Below are 18,792 nucleotides of genomic sequence, written 5' to 3' on the forward strand. Positions count from 1 at the left end.
CATCTTGAGTAGTATGTAAATACTTTTTTAGAATTTATTACATCTTTAAATATTCCATTCCCTGCTTCACCTCATCAGGAACTACACCATCATTTTTCTCCACCTTATCAATGATAGTTTTCAAATGATGCAATGCTTGAGACTGCTTAATCTCATGACGAGATATGCCTTGCTCAAACATTGGATGAGAGCTAACCTTTGCTCTATAGGCCTTTGAGAATGTACAGTGTTTATTAAGGATATTTCTCTCTGCCTTATTAAGACGAATACTTCCCTGGGCCTCAAAATTAATCCAGATTGTGTACTGCTTTGTAAAGGCCTCACGCATATTGTTTCGAGAAGATTTAAGAAGCGTCTTAACCTTTTCTTTGTTTTCTGCAGAGAGATCTTTATTCTTTCGATAGAATGTAAAGTAATCATAAAAGTCTGATGTCAGGCACTCAGAGCCAATATCATTCCATCTTGAACCCTGCTCTTTTCTGCAGATTTCCCATCTGAACGCTCCGCAACAATAAATCATCATCTTGTCGATATCATCAAGAGTAAACATAGGGAATACGAAACGTCCCGGTGAATCCACCTTTATTCCGCCGCATTCCTGCCACATCATAGCACGCATTCCTACATTTGGAAGAAGGATAATATCAGGCTCGACTCGCTTTAAATAAGCCTCACTCTTAACGCCTGTATCCATATCTGTAAAATAACCCTCGCGCAAGAAAATGCCATAATCCACTTCTTCGATTCGATTCATAGCTTCCATAAGCTTCGTCTGAGTCAGTAAAAGTCTCATAGGTTCTGCGCCAAAATCTTCTTTTGTAAGAACCGGGCAGAATGCTGTCATCTTTCCCGATGTGGTTCTATTTGCCGACTTGAAGAAATTATCAATTTCAAAAATGACTTTCTGCTCCTGGTCATTCATCCATGTCTGCATTTCAGACTCAGGAATATTTCCAGACTTTCTTTCTTCAAGGATAAAACCTCTATAGTCTAAGTCAAGCTCGTTCTTGCTTGGTTCCCTGTCTGCCTGATATACCATGCGAAGCCACTTGTATATAGTGAAGAGATGGTCGCTTTCGCATAAAGTTTCTAGTCGCTCTACTAAATCAGCCAGCTGATAAGTAAGCTCCTCGCCAACCGCCTCGTAGTCGATATAACCAAAATTCAAAAACATAAGGATAATGGTATCTAGCTCACCACCCATAGCTTCGAATTCCAAAGCCCTAAAGAATGTTTTACGATAAATATCATAAAACAAATCTACAGCTTTCTTTCTTATACGACGCTCATTGTCCTCTTTACCTTCTCTATCAGAAAGAGCCAAATAATCATCAAGCTGTTGTCTGTACTCATCCTGCTTAGCTTCATCCACCTCTGCGAATTCACAGATGTGTTCAAAGGTCTGAGTAAATTCAGCTTGCTTTTGCATTTTTGCCTCATCAAATGCTGCTGCAGAAGCTGCAAAATCGTGCGAATCATATTCTGCCCAACGTTCTTTGATAAGCTTTTTGTCATAGATTCCACAGGTAGAAAGATACTTGTAAAGCATCTTCATTAGCTTAATAATGCCATCCTGCTCCATACCACGTTCTGCAATGTATATTCTAAGATTAAAGAGCAGTTCAAACATATCTCCTCTATCTTGAGAAAGGAGAATAGGTGAAAACTCTTCAATGTAAAAGCCCATTGTCTCTGCGCACTCAATAGCTCTAGCCATATAGCCACAGCTAATACCAATAACACCATTTACAATCTCAGTGCGCTTACCATAAATATTTTCAATTTCTTTATTGTCAACAGAATTTAAGCTATCAATATAATCATGCTCCCACTTGAGGATTTCATTTTTAAGCTCAAGAGGCTCCATTTCCTCCAACAAAGGAATCTCTACAGGTGTCATAGAAGCTGCGCGGCATAATTTGCGATACTCAGCGTTTATTCCTCTGCAGTAATCAGTAAAATCATCTACCTTCTTTTTGTATGAATCATATATTTTAAATACATCCCTACACTGTCTGAATGCACCTTTTGCAAAACCAAAAATATATACTGGTTGTTCATTGAAGATAACATCAAAATCAGCCATCGTCTTATAATTGCATTTAATGACGGTGGCTGTTTCTTTTACAGTATAATCTGCTTCATACTGATGATTGAGAGCATCAGAAAGCCCAACAACAGTACCAGGGCCTAGACTTAACATCTGGCCCCTCCATTGTTGTACTATCTCTCCGGCTATAACAACATACATGCTATCAACCGGATCATTCTCATTTATTAACTTTTTACCTGCCTCAATAGTGATAGGTTCCAAAGTCGACTCCTTTACTTAGTTCCGAAGATTCTATCTCCAGCATCTCCTAAACCAGGGCAAATATAAGCATCAGAATTGAGTTCACGATCAATATGACCAATGTAAATCTGAACATCAGGATGAGCCTCATGAAGAGCTCTAACTCCCTCTGGAGCTGCAATAATTGCCATAAACTTAATTCTCTTTCCACCATGCTGCTTAATAAGTGTGATAGCATCGATTGCTGAACCACCTGTAGCAAGCATAGGATCTGTTACAACGATAAGACGCTCCTCAATTGGGCTTGGGAGCTTACAGTAATACTCGTGTGGAATATGTGTTTCCTCATCACGGTACATACCAATGTGACCAATCTTTGCTGTTGGTACAAGCTTCTGAATACCGTTAACCATACCAAGACCTGCACGAAGGATTGGTACGATTGCCATCTTACGACCAGCAATAACTGGTGCCATGCACTTTTCGATTGGTGTCTCGCACTCGATATCTACTGTCTGTAAATCGTTGAGTGCTTCAAAAGCCTCAAGCATAGCTATTTCTTCTACAAGAGCACGGAACTCTGCTGTTCCTGTGTTCTTATCTCTAAGCATTGTAATTTTGTGCTGAAGTAGAGGATGTGTAAGCTCTACTACGTTATCTAATTTCTCCATTAAATTAGCCTCCAAAAAATTTATCTATTTATCCCTCTTATAATAATGAAAGGGTTGATATCTATATTTCTATTTTATCAGCTGCAGTAACTTTTTTAAATAGAATTAAATACCTTCTTTATCAAATCTGTATCTTTCAGGATCACCGTATTCGTAATCTCTACCAGGAATGATAGCATTGAGAACTACACCTGCGATTGCTGCAATTGCAAGACTTGTAAGTGTAATGTCTGTGCTTCCTACTGTGAATGTAAGACCATCTGAAAAACCAAGACCGCATACAAGAATAACTGCTGCAATGATAAGGTTTCTTGAGTGTGTAAAATCAACATGATTCTCTACAACGTTTCTTATTCCTATTGCACTTATCATACCATAAAGCATGAAGCTTATTCCACCTACGATTGCACTTGGCATTGTACCAATGATATCTGCCATCTTAGGGATGAATGAAAGTACGATTGCATAGCAAGCTGCAATTCTGATTACCTTAGGATCGTGAACCTTTGAAAGCTCAAGTACGCCAGTGTTCTCTCCATATGTTGTATTAGCTGGACCACCGAACATTGCTGAAATACTTGTTGCAAGACCATCACCTACAAGTGTTCTATGTAAACCTGGATCAGTAACAAAATCCTCTCCTACTGTTGCTGAAATAGCAGACATATCTCCGATATGCTCCATCATTGTAGCAATGGCGATTGGAGCCATTACAAGGATTGCAGAAATATTGAATTTGCAAATGAAGAAATCTGGTAAGCCGACCCAAGACGCTTCATGAACTGCTGCAAAATCAAGGATTGCACTTCCATCTGCATTTGTCATTCCAAGTGCGTTGAAAATAAGTGCGCAAGCATATGAGATTACTACACCCATAAGAATTGGAAGGATTCTAAAGATTCCCTTTCCCCAAATGTTGAAAATAATAACAACAGCAAGTGCGATGATTGCAAGCAACCAGTTCTGAGATGCATTGCTTATAGCTGAAGGCGCTAATGACAATCCGATGCAAATGATGATTGGACCAGTGACAACTGGTGGAAGGTATTTCATAACCTTTTTAATTCCAACAAGTTTTATTACAAGTGCAAGTACCAAATATAATAAACCAGCCACAACAATACCGCCGCATGCGTATGGAAGCTTTTCGCCCATTGTCATGTTTTTGAAAATACCTGTATTTAAATTAGCAACTGTGTGAAATCCGCCTAAAAAAGCAAATGATGAACCAAGAAATGCGGGAACTTTGAATTTAGAACATAAATGGAAAAATAAGGTACCGAGACCTGCGAAAAATAAAGTAACTTGAATTGAAAGACCTTCGCCTTCGAAATAGTTGTTGACGAGAATTGGAACTAAAATAGTCGCTCCAAACATTGCAAATAAATGCTGAAGTCCCAAAACTAACATCTTCGGAATACCAAGCTGAGTGGCATCTTTAATTGGTGCATGAGTGTTCATACATATCCTCCTTTTTTTGTTTAACCTAAACTGAAAGTTTAAATTAACTTAAACTTTCAGTATTCTATCATTTTGATATAGGTTTGACAATAGTTTTTATTACTATTTATAACTACTATATTTTTAGCACATATGCTACCAACCCTAGTAGAATTATGTGGGCAGGATAAAAGAGGTAGAAAAATCTACGTAAAGCCACACTATCAGCTCCACGTTTTCCGTAATAGCATGAAACAGGAATAAGCATCAAGAATGCAAATACCTCTAAAACACTAGACATAAGTGTCAGCATAAGCACGCCCATTCCAAAGGACAACAATCGTTGTTTTTTAGTTGGCCCATTCAAATAATACATTACTGATATACAGGTTACGCCAGCCATCTTATAATCAAGATGAGTAAAGTATGCCACGCCCATACCTGCAAACATTACAAGAATCCTGCAAGCATATATCGCATATACGTTAAAATCCAGCTTGTCTATAAGTGAATAAGCATAGAGGACACCTAGTCCCAATAATAAAGTCCAAAGAACATTGTTGTAGTTTAAATCAAAGAAACTTCTTCTAAAAAGATAATCAAATGGAACTTCCGAAATCACTGCTATAGTAAGCAAACGAATAGCATATTTTTTAAGATTTCTAGTGTGTATAAAGCCTTCCACAAGCATATAGCAATATATAGGAAATGCCATACGACCTATGCTTCGCAAAACAGCATCAACAAGAAATACTTTGCCATAAAGTTCTTGTGATATAACACCGGCATTATTAGTAAGCCATACTTCCAGCAGACCTGCTCCAATATGGTCTATAAACATAGTAATAACCGCAATCAGTTTAAGACCTGTTCCTGTGATTTCAAAAGATTTTTTCTCCATTATTCAACCAACCATTCTATAAATTCTCTAACTGCACCTCTACCGCCGTCTTTACTTGCAACATAATCAGCAAGCTCTATTACTTCCTTTGCCGCATCAGCTGGGCAGCCAACAAGACCACCAGCATCTTTGATGTGTTTCATGCAATCATAATCATTTAAATCATCACCACAGTATGCACATTGTTCCAAAGTATCGCCATTTTTTTCAAGAATCTCCATAAGCTTTGGCAGCTTGTCTGCAACTCCCTGATGTATCTCTGTGATGCTAAGCTCCTTTGCACGATTCTCTACTATCTTACTAACACGGCCTGTAATAATAACAGGTGTGATTCCATTTGGTTTTGCTATATGACAAATACCATATCCATCTTTGGCTGAAAAGGCTTTCATTATTTCGCCTTCCTGTCCCATATAAATATGGCCATCCGTAAGTGTTCCATCAACATCTAATACTAAATACTTTATATTCTTCATTAAAAAATCTCCTTAGAAAATCTAAGGAGATTATACAATATTCTTATGCAGTTTTCTTTACAAAAATTGTTTTGATAGCAAATAATGTACCAATCATAAGAGCTATACCTATTATCAAGCATATTGCCCAGTTTCTAACAAAGCCCGAAATAATATATGAAACAAACGAAACCGCAGCAACTGTCATTGCATATGGAAGCTGTGTACTTACATGGCTAATGTGATTACATTCTGCACCTGCTGATGCCATGATTGTAGTATCTGAAATAGGTGAGCAATGATCGCCACAAACTGCTCCAGCCATACAAGCTGAAATTGCAATAATCATAAGCTCATTATTAACATCACCACCAAATACATTTACAACGATAGGAATGAGAATACCAAATGTTCCCCATGATGTACCAGTTGCAAATGCAAGGAAGATACCTACTACAAATACAAGGGCTGGCAAGAGGCTCATAAGTGCTCTGTTATCTGCAATTACAGCAACAAGGCCACCAACGTATTCTGCTGCACCAAGAGAATCTGTCATTGACTTTAATGTCCATGCAAATGTAAGTACCAAGATTGCAGGAACCATGCTCTTAAATCCCTCTGGGATAGCGTTCATACATTCATTAAAGCTAAGAACCTTTGTTGCAAGATAAAAGATGATTGTAATAATAAGTGCTACAACTGAGCCATATACAAGTCCAACTGATGCATCTGAATTTGAAAATGCATCAATGAAATTCTCGCCTGAGAAAAATCCTCCTGTATAAATCATTCCGATTACACAGCAGATGATAAGAGATACAATTGGGAGCACAAGGTGAATAACCTTACCCTTTTGAGAAACAGGTGGATGAGGCTGATCCTCCGCTCCTGTTAATGCTGCTCCATCTTTTTTAACTTTGATTTTATTCTGTGCCATGTGATTAAGCTCAGCCAAATTCATTGAGCCATAATCAAAGTTCATATATGTGATTGTAAACATCATTACAAGTGTCAATAATGCATAGAAGTTGTATGGGATAGCCTTAATAAATAATGAAAGGCCATTAGCACCATCTACAAATCCTGTTACAGCTGCTGCCCATGATGAAATAGGAGCAATAATACAAACTGGAGCGGCAGTTGCATCTATTAAATATGCAAGCTTTTCTCTTGAAATGCCGTGCTTATCTGTAACCGGTCTCATAACTGAACCTACTGTTAAACAGTTGAAATAATCATCGATGAATATCAACATACCAAGAACGATAGTAGCAACCTGTGCACCAGCTTTTGTTTTAACATGGGTAACAGCCCATTTACCGAAAGCTGCTGAGCCACCAGCTCTGTTCATAAGCATAACCATGCTTCCAAGTACAACCAAGAAAATCAGAATACCGACATTCCAGCTATCTGAAAGCTGACCTATCATTCCATCTACAAAGATATGTTCCATTGCTGCTGTAAGATTAAATCCAGCATACAATAATCCGCCTGCGAATATTCCTATGAATAGTGAAGAGTAAACTTCCTTAGTAATTAACGCAAGAGCAATAGCAATAATTGGTGGCAAAAGCGACCATATTGTATTAGTAAATTCCATATGTCTTCATGTTCTCCTTTAAAATATTTGTATGTCCATCTTCCATTTCTGTAAGAGGTTTTCTAAGAGGTCCTACTTCAAATCCCATAAGATTAAGAGCTTTCTTTACTGGGATTGGGTTAACCTCAGAGAATAACGAATCAATAAGAGGTAATGCTTCTAACTGCATTTTTGATGCCTTTTTATAATCTCCATCCAAACATGCCTGGCACAAATCATGAGTCTGCTGAGGCGCAACATTTGAAAGAACGGATATTACTCCAATACCTCCAAGTGACATGATTGGAACTATTTGATCATCATTGCCAGAATACACATCAATGCATCCATCTGCCAGCTGAAGAAGCTTTGCAATTTGACTTATGTTTCCTGATGCTTCTTTTATTGCAACAATATTCTTTACATCCCTTGCCAAACGTACTGCTGTCTCAGGAAGGATGTTGCAACCTGTACGACTTGGTACATTGTAAAGGATACATGGGATATTAATGGCATCAGCTGTATCTTTAAAATGAACATAGAGTCCGTTTTGGGTTGCCTTATTGTAATAAGGAGTGACTAAAAGTACAGCGTCAGCACCAGCAGCCTCTGCTTCCTTGGACAAATAAATAGCTGTCTCTGTGGAATTTGAACCAGTACCTGCAATAACTGGCACACGATGATTAACCGTTTTTATACAATGACGAACCACATCTAAGTGTTCCTCATGTGAAAGAGTTGAAGCTTCACCTGTTGTACCACAAATAACAATAGCGTCTGTATTGTTTTCAATTTGATACTCAATCAACTTATCGAGCTTTTCATAATTAACTGAACAATCCTCATTAAATGGTGTGACAATCGCTACTGCTGCACCTGTAAAAATACTCATTACAAATCCTCCTTTTAGCTAATAAATCCCAATTGATGCAATAAAAAAGCCGACCAATAAATGGTCGGCAACATAAATCAAATACATCTTATGATAGCCCCCCATCTATTACTGCAAACATTGCATTAGATGACAGTCATGTGGCTATTAACCATATGCCCAGGACAAGCAGCATCAGGTGCTACTCTCCTTCGGCGAAATCCCCTTTCATCCTGTATCACATGGGCCTGTCCCATCAACAAGATTACTTTTGTCTTTCGCAACCTCTATCTCTTATTAAATTTGTGTATATACTACATCGCTATGTTTTACATGTCAACTATAAATTGCTAACAAACGTAAATCTATGTTAAAATTGAATCAAATTTATGGAGGAATATAAGATGAAATCGTTTTTCAAAAAAGGTATAAGTCTTGTTCTTGGACTTACCCTTGTATCCTTGCTTTTTACAAGCAACTCATTCTATTCTGAGGCAAAATCAAAATCTTCAGCTAAGAAAAATATAGTTGTAGTCCTTGATCCAGGCCACGATACCACTCATACAGGATGTCATTATGAAAACTTTGAAGAAGGCATTGCCAATCTCTACATTGCATACTATTGCAAAGCTGAATTAGAGAAGTATTCTGGCGTTACAGTATATATGACTCGTTATGGTTTCGAATGCCCTTACGGCGCTGATCCTGATTCAAAATCTTCTTGCTTGTCAGCTCGTGTCAACTACGCGAAATCAGTTAAAGCTGATGTAATCGTTAGCTTGCACAATGACTATGATCCAGATTTAGATGCATCTCAGAATGGTTCTAAGGTTATCGTTCCAAACGCAAACTACAAGCCAGACATCTGTGTTGCTGGTACTACACTTGGCCAGTCAATTCTGACTCAGCTTACAGCTACTGGTCTTAATGTTAACAACTGGAAGCTTTGCCCAAACGGCACTGGAATTGTTACAAGAGATTCTGAGTCTGGTAAGTATCCAGATGGTTCTGCAAAAGACTTCTACGCTCTTATAAATCAGTCCAAGTCAGCAGGATTCCCATGTGTCATTGTTGAGCATGCTTTCTGCACAAACTATTCTGATAGAGTTAATCATCTTTCAACACCTGAGCAGTATCAACAGCTTGGTATCGCAGATGCTACTGGCATCGCAAACTACTACGGACTTACATTAAAGTAATTAGAATGTATTGGGGAGAATTTTGTTTTGAGCAAACAAAGAATATTTAATATTATTCAAATTGGAAATAAGGATGATATTCCAAGTAGGCTTTTCGATATCTTTATCACTATCATCATCAGTATTAATATACTGGTGATGGTGCTTGAAACCTACAGTGAATTATCGCCTTATTTTTGTTTTATGGACAAAATAGCCTATATCACAATCTTTATTTTCTGCTTGGAATATGCTCTAAGAATTTGGACAGCAGATTTACTATATCCTAACCTTTCAAAAGCTAAAGCCATTCTTAAATTTTTAATATCATTTGACGGAATCGTCGATTTATTTACCATTTTGCCATTTTTCTATTTATCAGGGTTTGTTGCATTTAGAATTCTTAGAATCGTACGAATCTTTCACCTGTTTAGAATCAACGGACAATATGATTCTTTTGCCGTAATCATATCCGTATTACAAGAAAAAAAGAATCAGATTCTATCATCTGTAATGATAGTTCTAATCCTTATGCTGGCTAGCTCAATTGGAATATATTATGCAGAACACGATGCTCAACCTGAGGTTTTTAGAAATGCATTCTCCGGAATTTGGTGGTCTGTATCTACTTTATTGACAGTAGGGTATGGTGATATATATCCAATCACTGTTGCCGGCAGAATAATGGCTATTGTAACAGCTTTTTTGGGCGTTGGAGTGGTTGCTATTCCAACCGGTATTATCAGTGCAGGCTTCGTTGAGCACTATTCTAGGGTCAAGCTTCTTGCAAACTTTGCAAAGGATGAACATATCGATTTAATCACAGTTAATATCAACGATGTTCATTGTTGGAACGGATTGCGAATATCTGAAATAAGCGCTCCTGATCATTTCCTACCTGCTGTCGTTATGCGCGATGATGAAGCTCTCATTCCTCTACAAGAGCTCAAATTAAAAACCGGCGACAAAGTAATCCTTGCCGCCGATGTATATTTCTTACATACGTATTAATCTATTAACTGTTTCTTTATATAACTCGTCCTCTGAATCAATCATGATGACTTCATCAGAACCTAATTCTTTTGCTTGGAAGCTCTCCTCTGGGGAGCTTGCCACAGCTAGAATTGGCACATGCATAAAGCTTTCTCGTTTCTTTAAATATTTAATAATTATTCCACTTTCATCTACCAACGACATATTAACCGCCACCAATTCCAAATGTTCATGATATTGGCTTATATATCTTAGGGCCTCGTCTTCATTGTGAGTCTTTACTATCTCAAATTCATCAGACAATATTCCGCACAAGCCTATCGCTTTGTCATTATTCTCGTCAGTCAGCGCAATTATAACAGGCTTCGAAGAATTCTCTATACACTCAATATTCCATGCTGTACATCTACTTTTACCAGTTAGTTTTGATTTGTATAAAGCATCATCTGCCATTCTAAAAATTTCGTTGCATGTGTGATTTCCACCATCTATTATTGCGCCAATACTTGCTGTAAATGGTTGACCATTTCCAAGATTAATATCTGTCATAAACATCTGCAAAGTTCGACATCTCATCTCTAGGATGGTCATATCATTCATCTTTGGCATCAGTACAACAAATTCATCTCCGCCATAACGACCAATTATATCGTAGGCTCTAAAATTATCAATTAAAAGCTGGCCTACTCGCTCCAAAAGCCTATCACCTGAATCGTGTCCCAGATTATCATTAACATCCTTAAAATTATCCAAATCAATCATAAGCATTGCACATGATTCCTCTGGCTTTTTATGTTCATAATGACTTTCCATTCTTTGCATCAACGCATCTTTATTTAAAACATGCGTCAATTTGTCTAAAGAACTAAGTTCCTTTAGTTCTATCATTGCCAAGCCTTCTCGGCTGCGCATTACAAGAATAATATGTGCTGACAACATAGACAAAACATATGCTGCCACTAGCATATACAATTCTCTGGTATATAGCTCTGGCTCCTTATTAAAAAACGCAATTATGGCATAAATTATTATAGCTATAAGTTCTTCCATGCCGTATTTGTACATTTTATCAATGTAAACCATTGGAAACAGTGCTATAACTAACGGCGTCCATACTGCAGGACGATCTGGAACTGCAACTGCATCAAATAACATGATTATTGTTACTAATGAAAAATAAAAGATACCACAAACCACACCAGTCATGTGAGTACTTAGAGTGACTGAAGGTTTTCTTATATGTGTATTTATTACATAGTAAATGACCAAAAGTGGAACAATAAGAAAATGCACCTTATTAATACTAAAACTAGGCACAACAAAATAAGCCAAGATCAGCAATAATAAGTAAATTATTGCAGTATACATGCAGACCTTGCGCATCATGTAAAGATTGCTCTTATTGATGTTTTCAATGCATTCCACAAAGTAAGTTTTAATTTGAGCATTCTCGTTATGTTGAGTTCTTTTGTATAAATCAACAAACTTAAACATAGTATAACATTAGCATATTTATCTAATAATAATTTGCCCACATTGTGAAATAACTGTGAAACTATTGCCTATAACCCCTTAATATTCCCGAATTCATCAATTATATGTCTAGCCAGCACGCCTCTAACCCCATATTTTTTTGATGCCTCAGTACCGGCCTTTCCATGAAGATGAGTTGCCGCACAAACTGCCACGTCTATCTGTGGATTAACCTTTTGAGATATTAATGATGCTATTGCTCCTGCCAACACATCTCCGGAACCTGGGGTTGCCAAGCCTTCATTACCGCTATTTACGTAAGAGACCTGTGTGCCATCTGTGATAATCGTAGTAAAATTTTTAAGCACAACTATGCAGCCATATTCTTTTGCAAAGTCCATAGCTACCTGCTCCATATTATAGTTAATATCAGACACTTTAACGCCCGTCAAACGCTCCATCTCTTTTAAATGTGGAGTAATAACAACAGGTACTCTTGCTGAAGTTTCCTTGAATAGTTCTTTCATCTCTTCTTCTGCTAACAGATTTATTCCATCTGCATCAATTATTAAGGGATAATTTGCTTCCTTCAATATCTGCTTAAAAATTCTTTTTGACATGCCAGATGTTCCTAAACCAGGCCCAATTAAAACAGTAGATGCCCATTTTATTTCCTCTGACAAATCCTTTTCATTGTATTCATCATATCCTGCATACATTGCCTCAGGTAAGTTTTGCTGAATACTTGCAATATTATTCTTGTGAGTATAAATTTTCACCAGCCCTGTACCTGTAGTAAGAGCCGATTTAGCAGAAAGATAACATGCCCCATAAATGCTTTCACTCCCTGCAATAACAAGAAGCTTTCCACAGCTACCTTTATTAGCATCTACAGCTCGTGACTTTACAAATTTGAAAATATCATCATCTATTAAAATTTCATATTGGTCTGTTCCTCTTTCCAGGTAGATTCCAACATCGTCTACAACCATTTTTCCAACAGCTGCTTTGCAATCCCCAAGCAGCATGCCTTTTTTCATATATGCAAAGGTAACCGTAATGTCCGCCCTTACGCCAGTTTCTCCTAAAAGTTTTCCACTATCTGCATTGTAGCCCGAAGGAATATCCACAGCTAAAACTCTATTTGCACATTGATTGATTATTGCTGCTGCATAATCATACTCTTCTGACAATCCTCTTGACAATCCTATTCCAAACATAGCATCAATAGTTAAATCAGCTTGTTCTATAGATTCTTCAATTAGCTTATTGTGAATTGTCATCCCATAGCTTTCTGCTATTTTTATCTCCTGCTTTAACTGCTCAGAAAACTTTTCAGAGTCTCCCAGCACCATGCAGTCTACTGTTTTACCTTTTAGGCGCAACAGTCTTGCAATAGCAACACCATCACCACCGTTATTCCCAGGACCACAAACTACTGAAAAACTATTGGCATTCTCATATTCTTTTTCTATAGTTTCAACTACTTTAAGAGCCGCTCTTTCCATTAAAACCAAAGATGGTATTTCATGTTTTTCAATGGTTCTCTTATCACAAGCCTGCATCTGTTTAGCTGATAATAATTCTGTCATTGTTGTCCCCCATTTGAATGTTCATTTGGATAGTAAACTCAAAAATCTAACAACAGTATACTACATTACCCAAAATCTATGTATTTTACAAAATATTTCTATGTTCGATTGACACGAATGCTTGTTCGGTTATAACATATAAGTTGCAATATTACGAAAGGAGGTCAGTCATATGGAAAAGGATCGAGCTTTTATAGCGATCGATTTAAAGTCCTTTTATGCTTCTTGCGAGCTCACTGATAGGGGCTTGGATCCACTTACTACTAATCTGGTTGTGGCTGATTCCTCCCGTACCGAAAAAACAATCTGTCTAGCTGTCAGCCCTTCACTGAAGGCCTATGGAATTTCAGGTCGAGCCCGTTTATTTGAAGTCATCCAAAGAGTAAAAGAGGTAAATGCAGAGCGTTTTAGTCGTGCCCTTGCTTTAGGCTTACTTCCAAAGGATCCAGAAACTGGAGAATACCACTTTACTGGTTCATCTTCTGATGCAGTAGAGTTGGAAAAAGATCCTTCGCTAGAGCTTGCATATATTGCGGCTCCACCTAGAATGAAACGATATGAAGAAATATCCACTTATATTTTTTCTATTTATCTTCGATACGTTTCAGATGATGATATTCATGTTTATTCCATTGATGAGTGCTTCATCGATGTTACAGGCTATTTAAATACCTATTCTTGTACCGCTCACGAGCTTGCAATGCGTATGATTCGTGATGTTCTTAAGGAAACGGGCATCACAGCAACAGCTGGCATTGGGACCAATATGTACCTTGCCAAAATAGCAATGGATATTGTTGCCAAACACGTTCCTGCGGATGAACAGGGTGTTAGAATCGCTGAACTAAACGAAAGAACCTATCGCGAACTTCTATGGTGTCATCAGCCTATCACAGACTTTTGGCGCGTAGGTGGTGGTATTGCACGTCGCCTTGCAAAACTGGGCATATTCACTATGGGAGATATTGCACGCACCAGCGTATACAACGAAGATGTCCTATATAAAGCATTAGGTATTAATGCCGAGCTACTTATCGACCACGCTTGGGGTTGGGAGCCTACCGAAATTGCCACTATCAAAAGCTATAGACCTCAAACAAACAGCCTTTCCAGTGGTCAAGTTCTTATGGAACCTTACACTACAGACAAGGCTAGGCTCATAGTCAAAGAAATGACAGAGCTTTTGGTTCTTGATTTAGTAAGAAAGGATTTGGTTACCAAAAAGATTGAATTAACCATCGGATACGATAGAACAAGCCTGGAATTTGAAAAAGAAGGTTCAAGTATAGGACGATCTACTTTTAAAATAGCCGGAACAAACAAATACTTTACTGGAAAAGTTTCTGTTGATCACTTTGGTCGCCCTATCCCTTATCATGCACATGGGACAGGCAACTTAGACCGTTGGACCAGCTCCACCCAAAGAATTATGGAGACAATGGTCGAGCTATACGACCGTATCATCGATTCTGACCTATTAGTTCGCAGAATAAATGTTGTAGCCTGTGATCTAATTCCTATTAATAAAATACCGGATGATGCGCCTTACCAAATGGATCTTTTCACAGACTATAATGCATTGGAAAAGGAAAAAGAAGCAGCTTATAAAGCTGATGAAAAAGAACGTAAGCTTCAAAAAGCCACCCTGGCAATGCATGATAAATTTGGAAAAAATTCGGTACTAAAAGGTATGAATCTCCAAGATGGTGCCATGACCATGAAACGCAATAAACAAGTTGGTGGCCATTCTTCTGGTGAATAAAAGGAGCAAAACTATGGCAAAAGGATATAGAAACAACGAACCCGACCCACGAATCGTATACAAAGATATAATCGATATGCCTCACCATCAATCTCTCACTCATCCACATATGAGCTTGTATGATCGTGCTGCTCAGTTTGCACCATTTGCAGCTCTTACCGGTTACGAAGATATGATTAACGAAGAAGCCCAAAAATCTCACGAATAAAAAAGCTGGAGCTTATTTGCTCCAGCTTTTATTATTTATTAATAATTCTCTGCTCTTACTTCAAAATATGCCTTTGGATGATTGCATACCGGACAAACATCAGGCGCTTCTACTCCAACAACTATATGTCCACAATTGCGGCATTCCCACATTGTTACACCACTCTTTTTGAAGACCTCCATAGCTTCCACATTGTTCAAAAGCTTACGATATCTTTCCTCGTGTTCCTTTTCAATAGCACCTACGCCTCTAAACTGTGCTGCAAGCTCTGGGAAACCTTCTTCCTCAGCTTCTCTAGCCATTCTATCATACATATCTGTCCATTCAGCATTTTCGCCTTCTGCAGCATGTAAAAGATTGGCAGGTGTATCTCCTATTTCACCAAGAGCTTTAAACCAAAGCTTTGCATGCTCTTTCTCGTTATCAGCAGTCTTTAAAAATAACGCTGCGATCTGCTCATAACCAGCCTTTTTTGCAACTGATGCAAAATATGTATATTTGTTTCTTGCCATTGATTCGCCAGCAAAAGCTTCCCAAAGGTTCTTCTCTGTCTTAGTACCTGCATATTTGTTTTCTGCCATCACAAATCCTCCTTATACATTAATAGTATCTTTAGGAAGATTGTAACACATCTTAAGTTTATATTGTGTAAAATTAATTAGTGCAATTTAGTGCATTATTAATAAGCATACTCAACATGTGTTGTAACATCAACAAATGGAACTACTGTCTCTTTCATTGCTGCACTCCACATTTCATTGTTCTCTCTTTGCTTTAATGATGCTTCATCTTCAAATTCTGCTACCATAATAACATCACCATTAGATGAGCTCATGCACTCACTGTGTACCTCAATTCTATTGAGTCCTGGAACCTGTCCATTTAACTCTTCGAATCTCGTTTTAATATTGCCTTTAATAGCACTAAGGTTTGGGCCAAAACATTTATCCTGTAATGTCCAAATAACTACCTGTTTTAACATTCTCTTTCTCTCTCTAACATTATATCTTTTGAGTAAAAAACAAACTCGAAGCCTATTATAGCGCTTTTACTCCAAAATTCAAAATAAAATACGGATTGTATTTGACTGTAAGCATCTTTTATTTAATCATTAATATGACAGATATTCCTCATTGGAATAACAGCTATATTTTTTTGAATATACAAATTGGCGCAATTCCCTATAATACTTGGTTTTACGCTGCTATAATTATTTGAGGTTCATTACAAAATTGAATCAACTAATACATTTAAGGAGGGGAATTATGGCTTGCTTTACTGTTCCAGCTGGAGAAGCTGTCGTAACAACAATCATTAAGAAAAGAATGGAAAAACAGGGTACAGAAAAACATGAAGATAACATGGCGGTACCTATGACAAGAAAGTTAAAATGGCTTTCAAATCTTTTATGGGGAGGTTCTGCTTTACTTGCATTTGAGCATGTATGGCACGGAGAAGTACAACCTTTCTTCCCATTTTTAACAGCAATGTCTAATCCAGAAGATACTCAGGAAATGCTTCATGAAATTGCAACAGTTGGTGTATCTATGGCAGTTCTTGTAACAGTTATTTGGATTGGCATGTGCGTTACAGCAGATATGATTGTAAAAAGACCTATTTCTACAATGAAAACAACTAATTAAGGGGGATAATATGACATTACTTATTACAGTTATCGCTGCGGTTATTAGTACAGTATTATGGTATAATCGCAAGAATAATGATATGCAACTTCATGTGTTAATGTTTATGTTTTGGGGTGCATCAATAATGTGGTTCGTAGATGCAATCTTTGAATATGCTGAATTACGTGCCGAGTACTTTACTCCAGCCTTGGAAGATATGATCAATGATACATTCCTTGGTTTTTCTGTTATTGCATTAGCACTTGTTATTTGGATTATCTTTATCTTAATTAAAGATCCAAAAGGCGTAATTAGACATTCATTATCAAACTAAAAGATTAAAAGCCTCGTGCTGAGCACGAGGCTTTTCTTATACCAAATTTATAATCGTATACTCTATAAGCATAATAATTAAAAAAACAATATTAAATATAGAAAATACTTTAATGTATTTTTTGCTATCAGCTCCATCAATATAGCTATATTGTTTAAATGAAATAAGGCTTGCCATTGAAGCAATAAGAGTCCCTAGTCCACCTAGATTCGTTCCTATAATTAGTTTTGGTATATCATTTGTAAATCCTGAACAAAGTATAGCTGCAGGCACATTGCTTATAAACTGACTCAGAAGAACTGAAACTATCACTTCATTGTTCTTAATCAACGCTTCTAAAAAAGTACTAATAATTGATATATTCTTAATGTTACCAATGAAAACAAATAGAAAAACAAAAGTAAACAGTAAAGAATAATCAGGCTTTCTAAGCACTCTTCTATCAAATATCACAACCAATAGAATTACTACTATCAAAGAAACATAATAAGGTATTATCCTTGCCACTACTAATAATGATGCTAAAAATGCAAATATATATAATCCGATCAATTTCTTTTCATACGGTGTTCTGTTATATACTTTTTTTGAATCCCCTGAAATAGATACAGGAGCATCTTTCACAAATAAATATGTGCTTAAAACTAAAAGGATGAATGCACATATACTATAAGGTAGCATTATAGAAATAAAACTTAACAAATTCATATCTGATAATGAATATAAATAGAGATTTTGTGGATTTCCCAAAGGAATTAGCATGCTTCCAAGATTTGCCGCAATCGTTTCAAGTACGATAACAATAATAAACAAATCTTTTCTATTTGAAATCGAAAGCGTAATTATAGAAAAAGGTACAAATGTTAGCAGTGCTACATCATTTGTAATAAACATACTTGAAAAAAAGCACAATCCCAATAAGATTAGGACTATCCCTCTTATCGAATTCATCTTACCAACCAGTATTTCACCGATTTGTCTGAATACTGATAGTCGCTGAAAGCCAGCCATTGTTATCATCAGAGATAAAAGAATACTAAGAGTACGATAGTCAATATAGTTAAAATAATCCCTACTGGGATGAACAAAAAAACAAGAAACAATAGCTAAAACCAAGGCTACACACAATACAATTTCATTTTTAATAAAATGTTTTATAGCTTCCACAATACAATCCCCACATAAAATAAAAAATTATAAAAAAAAATCGCAAGCTATTAAGCATGCGATTTAAAGTCAAAGCCGATGATCGGACTCGAACCGATAACCTGCTGATTACAAATCAGCTGCTCTGCCAATTGAGCCACATCGGCTTGTTATAAATAACAACCTCAAAACTTCACACAGTATTCCGATACTACATATCTTCTTTTTAGAATAAACCTTCGATCTATTAGTATTCATCAGCTGAATGCGT

At 37.0% G+C, this 18,792-nt stretch carries 17 protein-coding genes, 1 tRNA gene, 1 pseudogene and 1 riboswitch; of the genes and pseudogenes, 6 read left to right on the forward strand and 13 right to left on the reverse strand.

What is annotated here, in order from left to right:
* Positions 1-37: 37 nt before the first annotated feature.
* The 7 genes from T375_RS11645 to dapA form a co-directional block, all read right to left on the reverse strand.
* Positions 38-2,203 (reverse strand): hypothetical protein, encoded by a 2,166-nt coding sequence (locus T375_RS11645; RefSeq protein WP_155952513.1) that lies wholly within the window; start codon positions 2,201-2,203, stop codon positions 38-40.
* Positions 2,204-2,325: 122 nt separating this feature from the next.
* Positions 2,326-2,964 (reverse strand): uracil phosphoribosyltransferase, encoded by a 639-nt coding sequence (gene upp / locus T375_RS11650; protein WP_033153058.1) that lies wholly within the window; start codon positions 2,962-2,964, stop codon positions 2,326-2,328.
* Positions 2,965-3,069: 105 nt separating this feature from the next.
* Positions 3,070-4,425 (reverse strand): uracil-xanthine permease family protein, encoded by a 1,356-nt coding sequence (locus T375_RS11655; protein ID WP_044938705.1) that lies wholly within the window; start codon positions 4,423-4,425, stop codon positions 3,070-3,072.
* A 115-nt stretch (positions 4,426-4,540) separates the two neighbouring features.
* Positions 4,541-5,305: a TraX family protein gene (locus tag T375_RS11660; RefSeq protein WP_044938707.1), complete on the reverse strand. Its 765-nt coding sequence runs from the start codon at positions 5,303-5,305 to the stop codon at positions 4,541-4,543.
* Positions 5,305-5,781, reverse strand: a complete 477-nt coding sequence (locus T375_RS11665; protein WP_044938710.1) for a KdsC family phosphatase — start codon at positions 5,779-5,781, stop codon at positions 5,305-5,307. The genes T375_RS11660 and T375_RS11665 overlap by 1 nt, the downstream gene beginning before the upstream one ends.
* A 43-nt stretch (positions 5,782-5,824) precedes the next feature.
* The gene (locus tag T375_RS11670; RefSeq protein ID WP_044938713.1) at positions 5,825-7,360 is read right to left on the reverse strand and encodes a Na+/H+ antiporter NhaC family protein; all 1,536 of its coding nucleotides are present in this window, start codon (positions 7,358-7,360) and stop codon (positions 5,825-5,827) included.
* On the reverse strand, positions 7,347-8,231 hold the full coding sequence (dapA, locus tag T375_RS11675) for a 4-hydroxy-tetrahydrodipicolinate synthase (RefSeq protein WP_044938716.1): 885 nt from the start codon (positions 8,229-8,231) through the stop codon (positions 7,347-7,349). Before dapA ends, T375_RS11670 begins: the two co-directional genes overlap by 14 nt.
* 86 nt (positions 8,232-8,317) lie before the next feature.
* A riboswitch (Lysine riboswitch) is annotated at positions 8,318-8,508 on the reverse strand.
* 106 nt (positions 8,509-8,614) lie between these two features.
* Here dapA and T375_RS11680 point away from each other — a divergent pair.
* Together T375_RS11680 and T375_RS11685 are read left to right on the forward strand one after the other, a co-directional pair.
* Positions 8,615-9,409, forward strand: a complete 795-nt coding sequence (locus T375_RS11680) for an N-acetylmuramoyl-L-alanine amidase (RefSeq protein ID WP_044938719.1) — start codon at positions 8,615-8,617, stop codon at positions 9,407-9,409.
* Between the two features lie 27 nt (positions 9,410-9,436).
* Positions 9,437-10,399 (forward strand): ion transporter, encoded by a 963-nt coding sequence (locus tag T375_RS11685; RefSeq protein ID WP_242839284.1) that lies wholly within the window; start codon positions 9,437-9,439, stop codon positions 10,397-10,399.
* Here the strand turns inward: T375_RS11685 and T375_RS11690 are convergent.
* Together T375_RS11690 and T375_RS11695 are read right to left on the reverse strand one after the other, a co-directional pair.
* The gene (locus T375_RS11690; protein WP_197019858.1) at positions 10,385-11,587 is read right to left on the reverse strand and encodes a GGDEF domain-containing protein; all 1,203 of its coding nucleotides are present in this window, start codon (positions 11,585-11,587) and stop codon (positions 10,385-10,387) included. The genes T375_RS11685 and T375_RS11690 overlap by 15 nt on opposite strands.
* A 356-nt stretch (positions 11,588-11,943) precedes the next feature.
* The gene (locus T375_RS11695; RefSeq protein ID WP_044938729.1) at positions 11,944-13,446 is read right to left on the reverse strand and encodes a bifunctional ADP-dependent NAD(P)H-hydrate dehydratase/NAD(P)H-hydrate epimerase; all 1,503 of its coding nucleotides are present in this window, start codon (positions 13,444-13,446) and stop codon (positions 11,944-11,946) included.
* A 172-nt stretch (positions 13,447-13,618) separates the two neighbouring features.
* On the opposite strand from T375_RS11695, the gene T375_RS11700 reads away from it, so the two are divergent.
* Both T375_RS11700 and T375_RS11705 read left to right on the forward strand, forming a co-directional pair.
* Entirely contained in the window at positions 13,619-15,208 is a 1,590-nt protein-coding gene (locus tag T375_RS11700) for a Y-family DNA polymerase (RefSeq protein ID WP_044938731.1), read from the forward strand.
* A gap of 13 nt (positions 15,209-15,221) precedes the next feature.
* Positions 15,222-15,413: pseudogene (locus T375_RS11705) on the forward strand (hypothetical protein); the annotation flags it as partial.
* A gap of 41 nt (positions 15,414-15,454) precedes the next feature.
* Here T375_RS11705 and rbr read toward each other — a convergent pair.
* The gene (gene rbr, locus T375_RS11710; protein WP_044938739.1) at positions 15,455-15,997 is read right to left on the reverse strand and encodes a rubrerythrin; all 543 of its coding nucleotides are present in this window, start codon (positions 15,995-15,997) and stop codon (positions 15,455-15,457) included.
* A gap of 98 nt (positions 15,998-16,095) precedes the next feature.
* Positions 16,096-16,398 carry an antibiotic biosynthesis monooxygenase family protein gene (locus tag T375_RS11715; RefSeq protein WP_049960421.1) on the reverse strand — a complete coding sequence of 101 codons (303 nt, stop codon included), beginning with the start codon at positions 16,396-16,398 and terminating at the stop codon, positions 16,096-16,098.
* Positions 16,399-16,681: 283 nt separating this feature from the next.
* On the opposite strand from T375_RS11715, the gene T375_RS11720 reads away from it, so the two are divergent.
* On the forward strand, positions 16,682-17,059 hold the full coding sequence (locus tag T375_RS11720; RefSeq protein WP_044938741.1) for a hypothetical protein: 378 nt from the start codon (positions 16,682-16,684) through the stop codon (positions 17,057-17,059).
* A 10-nt stretch (positions 17,060-17,069) separates the two neighbouring features.
* The gene (locus tag T375_RS11725; protein WP_044938744.1) at positions 17,070-17,375 is read left to right on the forward strand and encodes a hypothetical protein; all 306 of its coding nucleotides are present in this window, start codon (positions 17,070-17,072) and stop codon (positions 17,373-17,375) included.
* Positions 17,376-17,411: 36 nt separating this feature from the next.
* Here the strand turns inward: T375_RS11725 and T375_RS11730 are convergent, their stop codons facing one another.
* Positions 17,412-18,542, reverse strand: a complete 1,131-nt coding sequence (locus T375_RS11730; RefSeq protein ID WP_049960422.1) for an SLC13 family permease — start codon at positions 18,540-18,542, stop codon at positions 17,412-17,414.
* 73 nt (positions 18,543-18,615) lie between these two features.
* A tRNA-Thr gene (locus T375_RS11735) sits at positions 18,616-18,688 on the reverse strand.
* Positions 18,689-18,792: the final 104 nt, after the last annotated feature.

The organism is Pseudobutyrivibrio sp. LB2011 (assembly GCF_000701765.1).
Lineage (GTDB): Bacteria > Bacillota > Clostridia > Lachnospirales > Lachnospiraceae > Pseudobutyrivibrio > Pseudobutyrivibrio ruminis.